At 69.7% G+C, this 16,703-nt stretch carries 15 protein-coding genes and 2 pseudogenes; 7 read left to right on the forward strand and 10 right to left on the reverse strand.

The genetic code is table 11. The annotated features are described in order from the left end of the window. Positions 1-42: 42 nt before the first annotated feature. The 3 genes from recG to A5708_RS05800 all read right to left on the reverse strand — a co-directional run bounded on the left by recG (position 43) and on the right by A5708_RS05800 (position 4,799). Positions 43-2,253, reverse strand: coding sequence for an ATP-dependent DNA helicase RecG (recG, locus tag A5708_RS05790; protein WP_065027699.1), 2,211 nt, complete (start codon positions 2,251-2,253; stop codon positions 43-45). Between the two features lie 2 nt (positions 2,254-2,255). Further along, entirely contained in the window at positions 2,256-3,959 is a 1,704-nt protein-coding gene (locus A5708_RS05795) for a DAK2 domain-containing protein (protein WP_155765906.1), read from the reverse strand. A gap of 177 nt (positions 3,960-4,136) precedes the next feature. Beyond that, positions 4,137-4,799 (reverse strand): hypothetical protein, encoded by a 663-nt coding sequence (locus tag A5708_RS05800; RefSeq protein WP_231117824.1) that lies wholly within the window; start codon positions 4,797-4,799, stop codon positions 4,137-4,139. Positions 4,800-5,270: 471 nt separating this feature from the next. On the opposite strand from A5708_RS05800, the gene rpmB reads away from it, so the two are divergent. Next, a complete protein-coding gene (gene rpmB / locus A5708_RS05805) occupies positions 5,271-5,465 on the forward strand; it encodes a 50S ribosomal protein L28 (protein ID WP_064950728.1) in 195 nt (64 codons plus the stop codon). A 67-nt stretch (positions 5,466-5,532) separates the two neighbouring features. Here the strand turns inward: rpmB and A5708_RS05810 are convergent, their stop codons facing one another. Both A5708_RS05810 and A5708_RS05815 read right to left on the reverse strand, forming a co-directional pair. Next, the gene (locus A5708_RS05810) at positions 5,533-6,354 is read right to left on the reverse strand and encodes a mycofactocin-coupled SDR family oxidoreductase (RefSeq protein WP_065027700.1); all 822 of its coding nucleotides are present in this window, start codon (positions 6,352-6,354) and stop codon (positions 5,533-5,535) included. A 2-nt stretch (positions 6,355-6,356) separates the two neighbouring features. Then, entirely contained in the window at positions 6,357-7,247 is an 891-nt protein-coding gene (locus tag A5708_RS05815; protein ID WP_065027716.1) for an SDR family NAD(P)-dependent oxidoreductase, read from the reverse strand. A gap of 95 nt (positions 7,248-7,342) precedes the next feature. Between A5708_RS05815 and A5708_RS05820 the strand changes: the two genes are divergently transcribed. The 4 genes from A5708_RS05820 to A5708_RS05835 are packed head-to-tail and all read left to right on the forward strand — an operon-like array spanning position 7,343 to position 11,065. Continuing rightward, positions 7,343-7,786: a nuclear transport factor 2 family protein gene (locus A5708_RS05820; protein WP_065027701.1), complete on the forward strand. Its 444-nt coding sequence runs from the start codon at positions 7,343-7,345 to the stop codon at positions 7,784-7,786. A 3-nt stretch (positions 7,787-7,789) separates the two neighbouring features. Continuing rightward, positions 7,790-8,995: a sulfotransferase family protein gene (locus A5708_RS05825; protein WP_065027702.1), complete on the forward strand. Its 1,206-nt coding sequence runs from the start codon at positions 7,790-7,792 to the stop codon at positions 8,993-8,995. After that, entirely contained in the window at positions 8,988-10,232 is a 1,245-nt protein-coding gene (locus A5708_RS05830) for a DUF1214 domain-containing protein (protein ID WP_065027703.1), read from the forward strand. The genes A5708_RS05825 and A5708_RS05830 overlap by 8 nt, the downstream gene beginning before the upstream one ends. 2 nt (positions 10,233-10,234) lie before the next feature. Further along, positions 10,235-11,065 carry an oxidoreductase gene (locus tag A5708_RS05835; RefSeq protein ID WP_065027704.1) on the forward strand — a complete coding sequence of 277 codons (831 nt, stop codon included), beginning with the start codon at positions 10,235-10,237 and terminating at the stop codon, positions 11,063-11,065. Positions 11,066-11,095: 30 nt separating this feature from the next. On the opposite strand, the gene A5708_RS05840 is transcribed toward A5708_RS05835, so the two are convergent. From A5708_RS05840 to A5708_RS05850, 3 genes are read right to left on the reverse strand one after another with little or no spacing between them, the layout of a single operon-like run. Beyond that, positions 11,096-12,025: an NADP-dependent oxidoreductase gene (locus A5708_RS05840; RefSeq protein ID WP_065027718.1), complete on the reverse strand. Its 930-nt coding sequence runs from the start codon at positions 12,023-12,025 to the stop codon at positions 11,096-11,098. Positions 12,026-12,030: 5 nt separating this feature from the next. Next, a complete protein-coding gene (locus tag A5708_RS05845) occupies positions 12,031-12,714 on the reverse strand; it encodes a uracil-DNA glycosylase (RefSeq protein ID WP_065027717.1) in 684 nt (227 codons plus the stop codon). Between the two features lie 41 nt (positions 12,715-12,755). Further along, complete coding sequence (locus tag A5708_RS05850; protein ID WP_419538306.1) at positions 12,756-13,709, reverse strand: thiamine-phosphate kinase; 954 nt, start codon at positions 13,707-13,709, stop codon at positions 12,756-12,758. A 118-nt stretch (positions 13,710-13,827) separates the two neighbouring features. Here A5708_RS05850 and A5708_RS05855 point away from each other — a divergent pair, with 118 nt between their 5' ends. After that, positions 13,828-14,388 (forward strand): DUF3515 domain-containing protein, encoded by a 561-nt coding sequence (locus tag A5708_RS05855; RefSeq protein WP_065027706.1) that lies wholly within the window; start codon positions 13,828-13,830, stop codon positions 14,386-14,388. A 61-nt stretch (positions 14,389-14,449) separates the two neighbouring features. Here the strand turns inward: A5708_RS05855 and A5708_RS05860 are convergent, their stop codons facing one another. Together A5708_RS05860 and A5708_RS05865 are read right to left on the reverse strand one after the other, a co-directional pair. Further along, on the reverse strand, positions 14,450-15,571 hold the full coding sequence (locus A5708_RS05860; RefSeq protein WP_196772542.1) for a D-alanine--D-alanine ligase family protein: 1,122 nt from the start codon (positions 15,569-15,571) through the stop codon (positions 14,450-14,452). Positions 15,572-15,677: 106 nt separating this feature from the next. Next, a pseudogene (locus A5708_RS05865) lies at positions 15,678-16,310 on the reverse strand (NAD(P)H-dependent glycerol-3-phosphate dehydrogenase); the annotation flags it as partial. On the opposite strand from A5708_RS05865, the pseudogene A5708_RS05870 reads away from it, so the two are divergent. Further along, positions 16,299-16,703: pseudogene (locus A5708_RS05870) on the forward strand (glycerol-3-phosphate dehydrogenase); the annotation flags it as partial. The pseudogenes A5708_RS05865 and A5708_RS05870 overlap by 12 nt on opposite strands.

The following is a 16,703-nucleotide window of genomic DNA, read 5'->3' on the forward strand; positions in this document are numbered from 1 at the left end:
GCCGCTCCTCCTCATCGCTACGCTCTGCATCGTCGCCGGCGGTCACGACTTGTCCAGATATTCGATGCGGTCGGTGTCGGTGAATCTCGCTGCCAGCACGGCCAAGCCGGGGTTGGCGCGGTCGTCGGTGTAGGCCTGGACGCAGAAGTCCCGGGCCGCCTCGATGAATTCCTGATGGTCGGCCAGGGACAGCAGCCGCAGCGTGATCGACTTGCCGGACTGGTTGCGGCCCAACACATCTCCCTCCCGACGCTCCTTGAGGTCGAGGTCGGCCAGGGCGAAGCCGTCCAGCGTCCCGGCCACCGCGTTCAGCCGCCGGCCGGCCGACGAACCCGGCGCGGACCAGCTGGCGAACAGGCACAGGCTCGGATGCTGGCCGCGGCCGATCCGGCCGCGCAGCTGATGCAATTGACTGATCCCGAACCGGTCGGCATCCATCACCAGCATGACGGTGGCATTGGGCACGTCGACGCCCACCTCGATGACGGTGGTACACACCAGCACATCGACCTCGCCGGACCGAAAGGCCGCCATCGCGGCGTCCTTCTCCTCCGCCGACAGCCGCCCGTGCATCAGACCCAGTCGCAGGTTCGCCAACTCGCCCGAGCGCAGCCGGGCGTACAGGCCCTCGGCGGTCTCCGGGGCCTTGGCGTTCTGCTCCTGTTCGCCCGGGTCGTCGCTCTCGTCGATGCGCGGCGCCACCACGTAGGCCTGGCGTCCGGCCGCGACCTCCTCGGTGATGCGCTGCCAGGCCCGGTCCAGCCACGCGGGCTTGTCCTTGACGAAGATGACGTTGCTGGTGATGGGCTGGCGGCCGCGCGGAAGTTCGCGCAGCGTCGAGGTTTCCAGATCGCCGTACACGGTGAGCGCGACGGTGCGCGGGATCGGCGTCGCCGTCATCACCAGCAGGTGCGGTGTCACGCCGGGACGGGCCTTGGCGCGCAACTGGTCTCGCTGTTCGACGCCGAAGCGGTGCTGTTCGTCGACCACCACCATGCCCAGGTTGTCGAATTCCACCGCGTCCTGTAGCAGCGCGTGGGTGCCGACGACGATGCCGGCCTCGCCGCCGGCGATCTCGGCGCGGATCTGCTTCTTCTGTGCGGCGGTCATCGAACCGGTCAGCAGCGCCAGCCGGGTCCCGTTGTCGGCGCCACCGAGCTGCCCCGCCATCGCCAGCGGACCGAGCACGTCGCGAATCGACCGGAGATGTTGCGCGGCAAGCACTTCCGTCGGCGCCAGCAACGCGCACTGATAGCCGGCGTCGACCATCTGCAGCATCGCGAGCACCGAGACGATCGTCTTTCCCGAACCCACCTCGCCCTGCAGCAGGCGATTCAGCGGGCGGCTCGCCGCCAGCCCGTCGGACAGCACACCGAGCACTTCACGCTGCCCCGCGGTCAGCTCGAAGGGTAAGCGCCCCAACAGTTCTGCGGCCAAACCGTCCGGAAGCGGCGGCGCCGGCGGGCCCGACTCCGACAGCTCTCCATGGCGGCGGGCCACCAGCGCCCACTGCAGGCCGACGGCTTCGTCGAAGGTGAGGCGCTGCCGGGCCCGCTGCCGCCGCGGCTCGCTCTCGGCCAGATGGATGTCGCGCAACGCCTCGTCTTCGGAGACCAACGCGAGCTTCGCGCGCAGTTCGTCGGGCAGTGGATCCGGCACCGGCTCGAGCACATCGAGCACCTGGCGCACGCACGAAAAGATGTCCCAGCTCTGCAGTTTCGTGCTGGCCGGATAGATCGGGAAGAAGTGGCGTTCGTAGGCGTCCAGCAGTTCTTCGCCGCTGGTCGCGCCCGAGGCGTCGGCGATGTTCTTCAACGATCGGGTCCCGCGGTTGCGTCCGTCGAGGATGAGGAACGCCGGGTGCGTCAACTGCATCACGTTGTTGAAGAATCCGACCTCGCCGGAAAGCATCACCTTGGCGCCCTTGACCAGGTCCTTCTTCAGGTAGTTCGCGTTGAAGAACGTCGCGGTCACCTTGCTGCGCCCGGCGCCCAGCGTGATGCGGTGGCACATCTTCTTCGGGGTCTTCTTCATCGGGAACGTCTTGGTCTCGGCGATCGTGTCGATGATGGTGATGTGCTCGCCCGTTTCGGGTCGCTCGCCGTCGGCCTCCCAGCGACTGGCGCCCTCGGTGTAGCTGCGCGGGTAGTGGCGCAGCAGGTCGTCGACGGTCCGGATGCCGAACACCTCGTCGAGGGAGTCGGCGGCCTTGGCGCCCACAACGAAGTCCAGCCGATCGCTCAGCGACACCATCGCTACTCGACCCCGATCAGCAGCGCGTCGCCGTGGTGGCCGGTGCGGTAGGTGACCAGTTCGGTTCCGGGGTGGTGGTCGTGCATGTGTTCTTCCAGGATGTCGCCGACGGCCCCGGCGTCACCGTCGGTGTCGATGCCGGCGCCCAGCAGCACCGTCACCAGGTCGCCGCCGGAGGCCAGCAGGAGATCGAGCAGGCCGATCGCCGCCCCGACCGCGTCGGCGGCCACGATCAGCACCTCGTCGCCCGCGATGCCCAGCCCGTCGCCGGGGCGGCAGCGCCCCGCCCAGGTCAACGCGCTCTCGGTGGCGATGCGCACCGAGCCGTGCCGGGCCGCACCGGCGGCGCGGGCCATGGTGTAGCCGTCGTCCACCGCCTGCCGATCGGTTTCGTGCACGGCCAGCGCGGCCAGCCCCTGCACCATCGACCCGGTCGGGATCGGCACCACGTCGATCCCCCAGCCGATGGCCGCGGTGCAGCCGGCCACCAGTTCCTCGGCCGCCACATAGCCGTTGGGCAGCACCATCACCTGGGCGGCGCCGGTGTCGACGACGGCCCGGATCAGCTGGTGCGCGCTGATGTTGGTGACGGGATCGTGCCCGCCCGGGTCGCGCTGCAGCACGCAGGCGCCCTCGCCGGCGAACAGGTCGGCCGCGCCGTCGCCGTCGACCACGGCGAGCACGGCGCGCTCCCGCGTCCAGCCGCCGGCGGGCAGGCCGGGGGTGGCGGAGCTCAGCGCCGAAATGACGATCCGGCTGAGCCGCCCGGCCGCCAGGCCCGCCTCCACCGCGGCGCCGGCGTCGTCGGTGTGCACGTGCACCGAGTAGGTCCGCCGCGCCGACGACGGCGCCGAGGCGATGCCCACCGAATCACCCAGCTCCCCCAGCCGGTCGCGCAGCGTGTCCGCCGCCGTGGGCTCGCAGCCGTCCAGCCGGTACATCACCTCGAACTGGGGCGCCGGGCGCTGCGGGGCCGCCTCCGGCTGCGGCGCTCGTGGCGACAGCTCGTACACCGTGCGGGCCGGCGCTTGCCCGGCGATGGTGGACCGCAACGCGTCCAGCAGGACGAGCAGACCGCGCCCGCCGGCATCCACGGCGCCCGCGTCGGCCAGCACGTCGAGCTGTTCGGGCGTCTTTTCCAGCGCCACCACCGCCGCGTCCCCGGCGGCGATGACCGCCGGCACCAACCCGTCCCCGGCCTTGCCGCACTGCGCAACCGCACCGGCGGCCGCCCGCAGCACCGACACGATGGTCCCGGGTACCTCCTCACCGCCCATCGAGCTGATCACGAGCTCCACGCCGCGTTGCAGCGCCGCACCGAGGACCACGACGTCGATGTGGGCCAGTTCGCCCCCGGCGTCGGCCGCGGCCGTCGCGGTGGCGTCGGCGATGCCGCGCAGGATCTGCGACAGGATCACCCCGGAATTGCCGCGCGCGCCGTTCAGTGCGCCGGTCGAGAGCGCCGCCGCGGCCCGCGCCACGCAGGTCGAGCCGCCCTCGGCGCCGGCACCCACCTTGGCCTCGGCCAGGGCCGAACGCATGGTGAACAGCATGTTGGCGCCGGTGTCGGAGTCGGCGACGGGGAAGACGTTGAGCCGGTTGATCTCGTCGATGTGCGTGATCAGGTCGCTGACGGCGGTGTGCGCCCAGTCGCGCAGGGTGATCGCGTCCAGGAGACGATCCTGCGACGTGTCAGCAGTGCCCAGGGTGACCCACCTCCTCCGCACCAATTCCGGGGTGGGCGCCAGCGTAGCCGTGCGATGGAGCCGCTGCGTTCAGTTGCTCGGCGCCGTTGCGAAAGCCTGAGCAGCAAGCAGCGGATCCATCTGATCGAGGTGGTCCTCGACGCCATTCACCTTTGCAAGGATAAACCGCGGGCGGGCCTAATAGCCCTGCCTGATACCGGGATTGGCCTGCCCCACGAGCATGCGCTGATTGCTGCCGTCGCGGCTCACCCCGTAGCGCCTCATCTGGTAGTTGATCGACGCGCACGCGGCGGCTACCGGATCCCATGCCGAGTTCGACGTCCCCGCCTGGTGGAAAGCCGCGAAGGTATCCGGCATCACCTGCCACGGGCCTCGGGTCGCGTGCAGCGGGGCTCCGTCCAGCTGGGAGGGCCCGTAGGCGTTGCTGTCCGACAGATTGATGGCACCCGAGTGGAACTGAGCCTCGTGATCGGCGATGGTCATCATCCCCTCGATCCAATGGCCGCGGGCCGGCGCGTCGGTGATTCCGATCCGCGTCAGGGCTTCCTCGAGGTAGCCCCGGATCGCATCCGGTCCCTCCGGCCACGCTCCCCGGCCGTCGAAACCCACCTGCGACAGCTGAATCGGGCCTTGCGCGGCAGCGGCCTCGTGCCCCGCAGCAGGAAGGCTGACGGGCTGCCACCACGACGCAGCGGCACCGGCCTGGCCGGCCCACGACGCTTTCGGGCCCGGCCCGGCCATACCGGTCGCGCTGATACCCGAGGTACTACCGATGGCGACGCCGCCCAGCGCCGCCACCACCAGATAAGCCGTCGCGACCCGTCGCAACCGCGATAACAACCGTCCTACGCCCGCCGGACAGCCGCGTCGGTTTTCGACGCGGGCGCAACCTGCGGTGTTTTCGGCGCGCGCAACCACTCCGCGCACTCCCCTCAAAGCCTGCCGATATATTGCTTCCCAGCCTCATCCGCAGCTCCGCGCGGGCCGGCACCACCGGGAAGAAGACTTCAGTCACGGCCAGCGCGCCGTCCACGCTTGACACGGGACCACACCGACCATCGGCGGCGACGCCATCCTAACGGCGGTTCGCCCCAGCAACCCCGATGCGACCGGTAACTGTGATCGACTACATGTCGACGGGGCAAGGGCTGCCAGCACACAGTTGACCCGCTGACGCCCCGTAACCGCAGGGTCAGCCGGTGGTGACCGTTTTGGTGGTTGCCACCACAGTCGGTATTCTGGTTGAGCCCGGGCGACCCTGGGCTGTCCCGGCCAGATTGCCGGACCCCCGAGATTTGAGGAGCTTGAACAATGGCCGCTGTGTGCGACATCTGCGGGAAAGGCCCCGGCTTCGGTAAGTCGGTGTCGCACTCCCACCGCCGCACCAGCCGCCGGTGGGACCCCAACGTCCAGACCGTGCACGTCGTCGCCCGTCCGGGCGGCAACAAGCAGCGCCTGAACGTCTGCACGTCCTGCATCAAGGCCGGCAAGGTCGTCCGCGGCTAGGGGCGATCGCAAGCGCGGCGTAGCCGGGCGCAGCGGGTCGCCACCATCGGGCTGAGCACAGCCGCAGCTACATCACGATGTGCCCGGCGTCGACGGGCACCGACACGCCCGTCACATAGCGTGCTTTCGGGCCGGCCAGCCACAGCACCGCCTCGGTCACGTCCTGCGGTTCGACCAGCGGCACGTCCGGCAGCAGCATCTGGGAGACGGCAGGATTCGGGTTCTCCAGCATCCGGTTGACGACGAAGTCGTTGAGGATCATCGGCGTCATGACACCGGCCGGGTGGATGGAGTTGACCCGGATCTTGTGCGGCGCATAGGCATTGGCGGCCGAACGCATCAACCCCACCACGCCGTGCTTGGATGCGGCGTAGGCGAACATCGCGGAACTGCCGTCGCCGCCCCGTCCGGTCAGACCCTGCGACGAGCTGATCATCACGATCGAACCGCCCCGGCCCTTGCGGATGATCGACGGCACCGTCGCGAGCAGCGTGTGCCAGACCCCCTTGAGGTTGGTGTCCACGATCGAGTTGAACACCGGCTCGGAATGGGCGTCGGTGTCACCGATCGCGACCACTCCCGCGTTGGCGATGACGACGTCCACCTCTCCGACGGCGTCGATCGCGCCTTGCACGCCGGCCTCCAGCTGTGCCAGGTCGCGGACGTCGGCGACGACGGGCACGGCCTTACGGCCGGCGGCCTCGACCAGCCGTACCGTCTCCTCGAGATCGGCCTTGGTTCCCAACGAGTAGGGGATCGCCTCGAGATCGGCGCAGATGTCAACGGCGATGATGTCGGCGCCCCGCTCGGCCAGCGCCACGGCGTGACTGCGGCCCTGGCCGCGCGCGGCGCCGGTGATCACGGCAACCGTGTTGTCGAATTCACCCATGACTACACCTCCAGTGTCGTGCCGGTCTCGCGCTCGGCGAAGGCCACCAAGCGCCCGGCGGTGTCGTAATCGCATGCCAGCTGCGTGCGGCCGATGAGCACCGGGCCGCCGCGCAGCCCGAACCTGCCGCTGACCCCGACGTAGCTGCCCGGCGGAATCGGCTCGCTGATGCAGTAGAGCGTGGGTGCCGCACCTTCGTCGATGTCGTTGGCCAACCGGTCGGCCACCAACTTGACCCCCTGGTGGGCCAGCGACATCAGCGGCGAGTCGCCCAGGTTCGACAGGTTGGAGGCCACCCAGCCCGGGTGGGTGAGCTGCGTGACGATCGGCGACCCGGCCGCGCGCAGCCTGCGGTCCAGCTCCAGCCCCCACAGCATGACCGCGAGCTTCGACTGCGCATACGCGCCCAGCCGCGTCCACTTGTGCTGACGCAGGTGCGGGTCGTCGAGCCGCAGCGTCGCCGACCGGTGCGCGTCGGAGCCGACATTGATGATCTGCGAGCGCACCCTTCCCAGCAGCAGATTGGTCAGGGCGAAGGGCCCGAGCAGGTTGGTGCCCAGCGTCATCTCGAAGCCGTCGACCGTCTCGGTGCGCCGGTCGGTCAGGGCCCCCGCGTTATTGATCAGGATGTCCACCGGCTCGTCGATCAGGCCGGCGAACGCGCGCACCGACGACAGGTCGGCGAGGTCGAGCTTGACCACGGTGGTCGATCCGCCGATTTCAGCCGCGCGTTGCTCGCCGAGTTGGGTGTTGCGCACCGCCAGGATCACGTGCGCACCGGCTTTGGCGAGCGCACGCGCGGTGCCGAGCCCGACGCCGTTGGTCGCGCCCGTCACGATCACGCGTTTGCCGGTGAGGTTGCCGAGCCTGCTCGGGGTCCACGGTAAGGTCACGGCGATCAAGAGTAATGGTCGGTTCTATGTAAGTTGGACCGGTTCTGCCAACATTGTTGCGGAACAGAGCGGCAGACTCCCGAGGCGGTTCGACAATGAGTGACAGCGCCACCGAGATCACCAACCTCATCTACACCTATGCGCAGCTTCTCGATGGCGGCGACCTGGACGGCGTGGCCCGGCTCTTCGAGCATGGCCGCATCTGTGGGATGGAGGACGGCCCGCCGGAGACGGTGTTCGCGGGTTCCACCCGGGTGCGGGAGATGTATGACATGGCCACCCGGATCTACGAAGACGGCACCCCGAAGACCAAACACAACACAACCAACGTGCAGCTCTACATCGACGAAGCGGCCGGGACCGCGCGGAGCAGTTCGTATTACTGCGTCACGCAGGCCACCCCGGAGCTGCCGCTGCAGGTCATCGTCACCGGGCATTACAAGGACACGTTTCACCGCGTGGACGGGGCCTGGTGCTTCGACAGCCGCACCATGTTCGTCGACCAGGTCGGCGACGTCAGCCAGCATCTGAAGTTCTGACCCGTGGCATCCGCGAGCGCGTCCGACGGCCCGTTCGACCCGGCGGCCGTGCTGGCCGATGCGCAACGCAAGGAAGGTCTCATCGATTGGGGCCCCGGCGAATTCGAGGCACCGCTGGCGGTGTTGCTGGCCGACTATGCCCGCGCCGAGCTCAACGCCATCGGCGGGCACATCCTGCGGTCGGGCCTCGTGCACAGCCTGCGGATGCGGCTGCGCACGCAGGAGTGGATCCGCCGGCATCCGGAGATCCTCGACGAGCGGGTGGCCGCGCCGATCGTCGTCGTCGGGATGATGCGCAGCGGCACCACGCTGTTGCAGCGGCTGCTGGCCGCCGACCCGCGCTTCGTCTGCGCCTACGGCTGGGAAGTCGTCGAGGCCGCGCCGCGGCTGGACCATCGGTTCACCGGGGCCGCCGACCCACGGATCGCGATCAGCGAAGCGCGCGAAGCGAAGTCACGCGAATTGGCGCCCGAACTGTTCTCCATCCACCCGATGTACGCCCGAGAGGCCGAGGAGGAGATCGTTTTTCTGGCCGATGCGTTCCTGTCGCACGTTCCGGAATCGGGCGCGCACCTGCCCAATTACCGGTCCTGGCTCGACGAGCAGGACTTCTCCCCCGCCTACGACCATCTGCACCGCATGTTGCAGTTCCTGCAGTGGCAGAAACGCCAGCGTGGCATGCAGGGCCGGCGCTGGGTGCTCAAATCGCCTGCGCACCTTGGGTATCTGGATCTCCTGCGGGCGCAGTTTCCCGACCTGCACATCGTGCACATGCATCGTGACCCGCGCACCACGATCGCGTCGGGGGCCAGCCTCAACGCGACCCTGCATGCGATGCACGCCAATACCGTCGACGCGGACCGGGTCGGCGCGCAATGGCTGCAGCGGATGGGCTGGACCAACGACCGGGCGATGACCACCCGCGACGACTGGACCGATGAGGCTGCCGTGGTCACCGACATCGGATTCGACGAGGCGGTGGCCGACCCGATCGGTCAGGTGGCCCGCGTCTACGACGCCATCGGGCTGGCACTGACGGCAGGGGCCGAGGAGGCGATGCGGCGCTGGCTGGCGCACCGCCCCCGGGAGCTGCCGCGTCCGCCCTACGGGCTGGAGACTTACGGCCTGCGCCCCGAGCAGGTCGACGAGCGATTCACGTTGTACAACAGGCGTTTCGGACAGCACATCGGAGGAACAGCGCATGCGTGATGACCCGGTCGCGACGGCGTCCCAGCACGAACAGGAGCTGGCGGCCCTCGACCTGATCGAGCACCCCACCGTCAAGGCCGCCTACCGCACGGTCGCCGAGACCTGGCTGGGCCGGGCCAAGGCGTCGGACGCGATGCGCGAACGCTTCGACGACGCGTTCGCCGAGGTGATGTTCTCGGCGGCGGTGTGGTCGTCCAACCAGGACAAGCTGCGGCCGAAGGTCAGCTGCATCACCAGGCTCGCGCACCCGGTGGACGGGCGCCGCATCCCCGGATCGCGTTGGGGCATCGACAATCCCGACAGCGTGTACCGGGTGATCCCGATCTCGGGCGACGAGCGTTACGAGATCCACGGGCGGGTCGGCGAACACCGCATGACCGAGAACTACTTCACGCTGTGGGACGCGCACATGGGTACCGTCGCCGTACTCAACGGCCGCACCATGCAGGTCGACTCCGACGGCGGCTACACCATCACCGTCGACGCCGACCCCGCGAACGGCCGGCCCAACCACGTCCAGACCACGGCGGAGGCCCACGAGTTCTACATCCGCGACGTACTGCTGGACTGGGGCCGCGACGACCCCAATCACATTGAGGTGCAACGACTTGGCGGTCCGTCGGCAACGCCGGCGCGCACCCTCGATGAGCAGGCCGAGGCCACCGCGGCGATGATGGATTACTTCGCCAACTTCACCGGCAAGCTCAGCCACGGCGTCTACAAGATGCCGGCCAACCACTTCAACCTGGCCTGGTCGGCCGACAAGGTCGGCGCGATGCGCAACCAGGTCTACGTCATGGGCCGGTTCGACCTCGCCCCCGACGAGGCGTTCGTCGTCGACCTGAATGACGGGGGCGCCGAGTACTTCACGGTGCCGCTGAGCAACATCTGGGGCACCACACTCGATCTCGTCGACCGCACCGGCAGCCTGAACAAGGCGCAGTCCGTCCCCAACGAGGACGGCTCGTACACCTATGTGATCTCGCCCGCCGATCCCGGCGTCGCGAACTGGATCGACTCCGACGGATTGCGGGAGGCCATCCTGACCCTGCGCATGGCGGAATTCGGCGAGGGCGGTCCGCGGGAAAACCTGGGCGCGCGTGGGCGGGTGATCAAGCTGGACCGACTCGACGCCGAGGTGCCGCACCTGCCTCGGGTCAACCAGCAACAGCGGGCAACCGAACTGGCCGAACGCCGCAAAGCCTATCTGCGCCGCCTGCCGGAAGGGACGATGTGACGATGGCGCGCTGGCTGATCACGGGATGCTCCACCGGCTTTGGTCGCGAGATCGCGCGCACCGCGCTGCAATCCGGCCACAGCGTGGTGGTGACCGCACGGCGGGCCGAGGCGGTGCAGGACATCGCTGACGAGTTCGGGGATCGGGCCGTCGCGGTGGCCCTCGACGTCACCGACACCGCCCAGATTGCGGCGGCGGTGTCGGCGGCCGACCGGGCATTCGGCGGAATCGACGTCCTGGTCAACAACGCCGGCCACGGCTATCTGTCCTCGGTTGAAGAGGGCGAGGACGCCGAGGTCCGAAAGTTGTTCGACGTCAACTACTTCGGCGCCGTCGACATGATCAAGGCGGTGCTGCCTGCCATGCGCGCCCGCGGGTCGGGGCACATCATCAACATCTCCTCGATGACCGGTCTGGTGGCCAACCCGCCCAACGCCTACTACTCGTCGACCAAGTTCGCGCTGGAGGCGGTGACCGAGGCGCTGGCCGCCGAGGTGCGCCCGCTGGGCATCAAGGTGACCGCGATCGAGCCGGGCGCGTTCCGCACCGATTGGGCGACGCGATCGATGAAGGAATCCGGCAGCCCGATCTCCGACTACGCCGACGTTGCCGCGCGCAAGGATCTGATCAAGCAGTTCGCCGACCACCTGCCCGGCGACCCGAAGAAGGTGGCCGACGCGGTGCTCATGGTGACCACGCTCGACGAGCCGCCGCTGCGGTTGCTGCTGGGCCGCGACGTGCTGAAGGCCATGCGGGACAAGATCACTGCGATGTCGGCGTCGATCGAGGAGTGGAAGGCCGTCACGAAAGACGTCAATTTCGCGGACTCATGACACCACTTGCCGCCCGACTGTGGGCGTCTGTCAGTCCCGCACGATGAGGACCGTCTTGCCGGCGCGCGTGCCGCTGTCACGGCTTTCATAGGCTTCCCGGCCGTCGTCGAGGCCGAACGTCTGGGCGATCGCGACGTGCAGCCGGTCGCTGTCCACCAGCGCTGCGAGTTCGTCGAGCTGACCGCGATTCGGCCTGACGATGAAGAAGGTTGCGGTGACGCCGAACTCGTCGGCCCTGCCGGCCGGCGGCGGTGCCGACAAGGTGACCAGCCGGCCGCCGCGGCGCAGCACGCCGAACGACCGCTCCAACGTCTGGCCGCCCACCGTGTCGATGACAACGTCGTAACCGGCGCCGGTTTCATCGAATGCCTCGGTGCGCACGTCGATCACGCGCTGCGCGCCGCAGCCGCGCAGGAGGTTGGCGGTGTCGCTGCGCACAGTCGCGGTGACCCGGGCACCCAGCATCGCGGCCAGCTGAACGGTCAACAGCCCCACTCCCCCTGCGCCTCCGGTCACCAGGACGGCCTCTCCCGGCCGCACCACCGCGTGGTCCTCCAACGCCTGCACGGCGGTCAGGCCGGCCAGCGGCAGCGCGGCGGCGACGGCGTGCGACACCGTCGACGGCTTGGTGGCCAGGTCGGCCGCGGGTAACGCGACGAAATCGGCCGCGGCACCGTCGCGGTCGAACCCGATCAGCCCGTACACATCGTCGCCGGGCGCGAAATCCGTGACGTCGGCGGCAACCGCCTTGACGACGCCTGATACCTCGTGTGACGGAATCACCGGGACGCGGCTGGCCCCGTCGCGGATCCAGGTCTCGTCCCACGTCAGCTCGTCGAAGGTGATCCCGGCCGCGTGCACGGCCACCAAGACCTCGCCCGCCGCCGGCACCGGAATCGGCGCCCGTTCGAGCACCAGCTGCTCCGGGCCGCCCCGCCGGTGCGCCCGCAGCGCGGTCATCTCGGTCACGGCAGACGCCAATCGATCGCGTCGGCGCCCATCCCGGCCAGCAGGTCGTTGGCACGGCTGAACGGTCGCGAACCGAAGAAACCGCGCGACGCCGACAGCGGCGATGGATGCGGCGACTCGATGGCTACGCAATTTCCTTGGGCGAGTATCGGTTTGAGTGTCGATGCGTCGCGACCCCACAGGATCGCCACCAGCGGACGCGACCGCTCCGTCAGCGCCCGGATGGCGCATTCGGTCACCGCCTCCCAGCCCTTGCCGCGGTGCGAGGCGGGATTGCTGGGGCGCACCGTCAGCACCCTGTTCAGCAGCAGCACGCCGCGCTGCGCCCAGGGTGTCAGGTCACCGCACGAGGGCGGCGGATGGCCCAGGTCGGCGGTGTACTCCTGAAAGATGTTGGCCAGGCTGCGCGGCAGCGGCCGCACCTCGGGCGCCACCGAAAAGCTCAGCCCCACAGCGTGTCCGGGCGTCGGATACGGGTCCTGCCCGACAATCAACACCCTGACGTCATCGAAGGGATAGGTGAAGGCGCGCAACACATTCGGCCCCGCCGGCAGAAACCTGCGCCCGGCCGCGATCTCGGCTCGCAGGAATTGCCCCATCTCGGCCACCTGGTCGGACACCGGCTGCAGCGCACTCGCCCAGCCCGGCTCGACCAGTTCACCCAACGGACGCGCGGTCATCATCGGCTCTTCGCGATCGCGTAAACGGTCACCGCGTCACCCTAATACGACTGCCAGCCGGCGTAGCCGCTCCACTCCTGATCGTCGACCAGCACCCGGGCCGGCCCGTCGAGAACCCGCCCGATGATGCGCCATCCGGCCGGCGCCGGACCCGCGAAACACGCCACCAGGGCATGGTCCTCCCCACCGCCCAGCACCCAATGCCAGGGATCGGCGCCGACGGCGGCCGCGGCGGCGGCAAGCGCGTCGCGGTCCCCGGCGAGCGCCGCCGTGGACAGATCCATGCCCACCCCCGACGCCTCGGCGACATGACGCAGGTCGGCGATCAAGCCGTCGGAGATGTCGATCATCGCCTGCGCGCCCCCGGCCGCGGCCACCGCTCCCTGACCATAGGGCGGCTGCGGCACCGCATGTTGTCGCCGCAGCTCATCGAAACCGTCAATGCCGTTGCCCCACAAGTCGAATCCTGCGGCCGAGCGGCCCAGCTCCCCGGCGACGGCGATCAGCGCACCCGGCTTGGCGCCCGAGCGCCGCACCGGCGCACGCCCGCCCGGGTCGCCCAGCACGGTGACCGAGATGACCCACTGCGGGCAGTGCACCAGATCACCGCCGGCGATCCCGGCACCGATGCGCCGCGCCTCGTCCCACATCCCGTCGACCAGGGCGTCCACCTTCGCCGCCGGCGTGTCCCCGGGCGCGCCGAACGCGACCACGAAGGCCGTCGGCCGCCCACCCATCGCCTCGATATCCGCGGCGTTCTGCGCGATCGCCTTGCGCCCGATCTCGTGCGGCGTCGACCAGTCCAGCCGGAAGTGCCGATCCTGCACCAGCATGTCGGTCGACACCAGGACGCGGCCGTCACCCGATAACACCAGCGCCGCGTCGTCCCCCGGCCCGAGCTCGACCGCGGCGGGCTGCTCGCGACCCCGCACCAGGCGATCAATCACGGCGAACTCACCGAGTTGCTGCAGCGACTCGCCCGATTCGTCTTGCACGCCACCCACGATAGGGCTCGAACCCTGGGGCTACGCGGGCCCGTTTCTGGCCCGAGAATAAATTGGCACCCGGGTAAACGAAGGCGATAGTGGTTAGCGGGACAAGGAGGCACGGGCGGTGGCAGCCGAATCGGACGTCGATGCCGGGCCGCCGCGCGCGCTGATCATCGCCGCGATCGCGCTGGCCGTCGTGACGATCGGGGTGATCCTGGGCATCGCGGCCACCCGCGAGGCACCCCCGCGTTCGGTGGCCGTTCCCGCGGTCCCGGCGCCGCAGGCCGACGGCTCCGCGTGCCGGGCGCTGATGGGCGCGCTGCCGCAGCGGCTCGGGGACTATCAGCGGGCGCCCCTCGAGCAGCCGGCCCCGCGGGGCGCCGCCGCCTGGCGCAGCGGGCCGGACAGTGACCCGGTGGTTCTGCGCTGCGGGCTGGACCGCCCGGCCGAGTTCGTCCTCGGCTCCCCGATTCAGGTCGTCGACCGGGTGCAGTGGTTCCAGGTGCGTGCCGAACAGCAATCCGCCGGGGACGCGGGCAGATCCACCTGGTACGCGGTGGACCGCGGAACCTATGTGGCGCTCACGCTGCCGACCGGGTCGGGCCCGACGCCGATCCAGCGGCTGTCCGAGGTGATCGACCACTGCCTCCCGGCGACGCCCATCGACCCGGGCCCGCCCCGATAGCGTCACTGGGTACATGGTGGCGACCCGCTGCGCCCGGCCACGCCGCGCTTGCGATCGCCACTCAGCGCAGGCCCACGCCGCGGGCCAGCGCGGTCTCGACCATCGTCGCCAGCAGCGTCGCGTAATCCACGCCGCTGGCCGCCCACATCCTCGGGTACATCGAGATCGTGGTGAATCCCGGCATGGTGTTGATCTCGTTGAGCACCGGACCGTCGTCGGTGAGGAAGAAGTCCACCCGGGCCAGCCCCTGGCAGTCGATGGCCCGGAACGCCCGGACCGCCAATCGCCGTACGGTCTCGGCGATTTCGTCGTCCACCTTGGCGGGCACATCCAATTCGGCCGCGTCGTCGAGGTATTTGGTGGAGAAGTCGTAGAACGAATCCTCGCGGCCGCGTACCCCGGCCACCCGGATCTCGCCCAGCGTGCTGGCTTCGACTGTGCCGTCTGGCATTTCGAGCACGCCGCATTCCAGCTCACGGCCGACGATCGCCGCCTCGACAATGACCTTGGGGTCGTGGCGGCGTGCGGCGGCGATCGCGCCGTCCAGCTGCTCCCAGCTCGATACCCGGCTCACCCCGATCGAGGAGCCGCCCCGCGCGGGTTTGACGAACACCGGCAGGCCCAGCCGCTCGCACTCCTCGGGGCGCAGCCTCGCGCGCGACGGGCGCAGCACCGCGTAGTCGCCGACAGGCAATCCTTCGGCGGTGAACAGCTTCTTGGTGAACTCCTTGTCCATGCCGGCGGCGCTGGCCAGCACGCCGGCCCCCACGTACGGCACACCGGCGAGTTCCAGCAGACCCTGAATGGTGCCGTCCTCGCCGTAAGGGCCGTGCAGCACCGGAAAGACCACGTCGACCGATGCCAGCACCTCGCTGGCCCCCGGTGCGAGCGACACCAGCTGGCCGCTGCGCCGGGGATCGGCCGGCAGCGCCAGTTCGGTGCCGGATTCGGCGGTCACCTCGGGCAGTCGGCGGTCGGTGATCGCCAGCGCGGCGGGGTCGCCGTCGGTCAGCACCCACGAACCTTGCGGGGTGATGCCCACCGCGACCACGTCGAACCGCTCCGGGTCCAGGTTGCGCAGGATGCTGCCCGCCGAGACGCACGAGATGGCGTGTTCGTTGCTGCGCCCGCCGAAAACGACGGCGACGCGTACCCGATCGCCACCCCGGGCGCCGGGGTGCAGCGTCGACCGCTCGCTGGCATTCACAATCTCAAGAGGCTACCGGGTGGCACCCGAGCCGGTCGGGTGGTGGGCGTTTGCCTGGCCTTTTTCATATGCTCGGCGTCGCTTATTCGGGCTTGGTGCGGCGACCCAGGAGCAGGGCCATCGCGTCGTCGACCGACAGCCCTTTGTGGCACACGCGGTGCACGGCGTCGGTGAGGGGCATCTCGACGTCGTAACTGGCGGCCAGCGCCAGCACCGACTCGCAGGACGTCACACCCTCGACGACGTGCCCGTCACCGCCGTCGGGAGTGCCCGCCAGCAGCGACTGGATGGTCGCTCCGCGGCCGAGCCGTTCTCCCAGGGAGCGGTTGCGCGAACGCGGTGAGCTGCAGGTGGCCACCAGGTCGCCCACTCCGGCCAGCCCGGCCAGCGTCGCGCCCTTGGCGCCGAGCGCAATGCCCAGCCGCATGATCTCGGCCAGGCCGCGGGTGATGATCGCCGCCGTGGTGTTCTCCCCGAGCCCGACGCCCACGGCCATCCCGCACGCGAGGGCGATGACGTTCTTGCAGGCCCCGCCGATCTCGGTGCCGACCACGTCGCTGTTGGTGTACGGGCGGAAGTATCCGCTGTTCAGCATGCGCTGCAGGGCGACCGCCCGGCCCGAGTCGCTGCACGCGATGACGGTGGCGGCGGGCTGGGATGCGGCGATCTCGCTGGCCAGGTTCGGGCCCGAGATCACCGCGACCTGGGACGGGTCGACGCCGGGGGACCGGAGGCCAGGGTCACGCTGTGGACCCGCAGACCCGAGCTCGCCGAGCAGATCAATTCCACCCGGTACAACCCTGACTACCTGCCCGGCACGGAGTTGCCGCCGGGCATCCGCGCCACCGCCGACGCCGCCGAAGCGCTGCGCGACGCCTCCACGGTGTTGCTGGGCGTGCCGGCGCAGACGATGCGCGGCAACCTGGAGCGCTGGGCGCCGCTGATTCGCGAGGGCGCGACCCTGGTCAGCCTGGCCAAGGGCATCGAGCTGGGCACGCTGATGCGGATGAGCCAGGTCATCGTCTCGGTCACCGGCGTCGACCCGTCCCAGGTCGCGGTGATCTCGGGCCCGAACCTGGCCAGCGAGATCGCCGCATCCCAGCCCGCC

The sequence above is a fragment of the Mycobacterium colombiense genome, assembly GCF_001672755.1.
GTDB lineage: Bacteria > Actinomycetota > Actinomycetes > Mycobacteriales > Mycobacteriaceae > Mycobacterium > Mycobacterium colombiense_C.

Bases quoted from the DNA above. Each gene is read 5' to 3' on its own strand.
- recG (WP_065027699.1), bottom strand. From the start codon at position 2,253: ATGGTGTCGCTGAGCGATCGGCTGGACTTCGTTGTGGGCGCCAAGGCC.
- rpmB (WP_064950728.1), top strand. From the start codon at position 5,271: ATGGCCGCTGTGTGCGACATCTGCGGGAAAGGCCCCGGCTTCGGTAAG.
- A5708_RS05810 (WP_065027700.1), bottom strand. From the start codon at position 6,354: ATGGGTGAATTCGACAACACGGTTGCCGTGATCACCGGCGCCGCGCGC.
- A5708_RS05820 (WP_065027701.1), top strand. From the start codon at position 7,343: ATGAGTGACAGCGCCACCGAGATCACCAACCTCATCTACACCTATGCG.
- A5708_RS05830 (WP_065027703.1), top strand. From the start codon at position 8,988: ATGCGTGATGACCCGGTCGCGACGGCGTCCCAGCACGAACAGGAGCTG.
- A5708_RS05835 (WP_065027704.1), top strand. From the start codon at position 10,235: ATGGCGCGCTGGCTGATCACGGGATGCTCCACCGGCTTTGGTCGCGAG.
- A5708_RS05840 (WP_065027718.1), bottom strand. From the start codon at position 12,025: ATGACCGCGCTGCGGGCGCACCGGCGGGGCGGCCCGGAGCAGCTGGTG.
- A5708_RS05845 (WP_065027717.1), bottom strand. From the start codon at position 12,714: ATGACCGCGCGTCCGTTGGGTGAACTGGTCGAGCCGGGCTGGGCGAGT.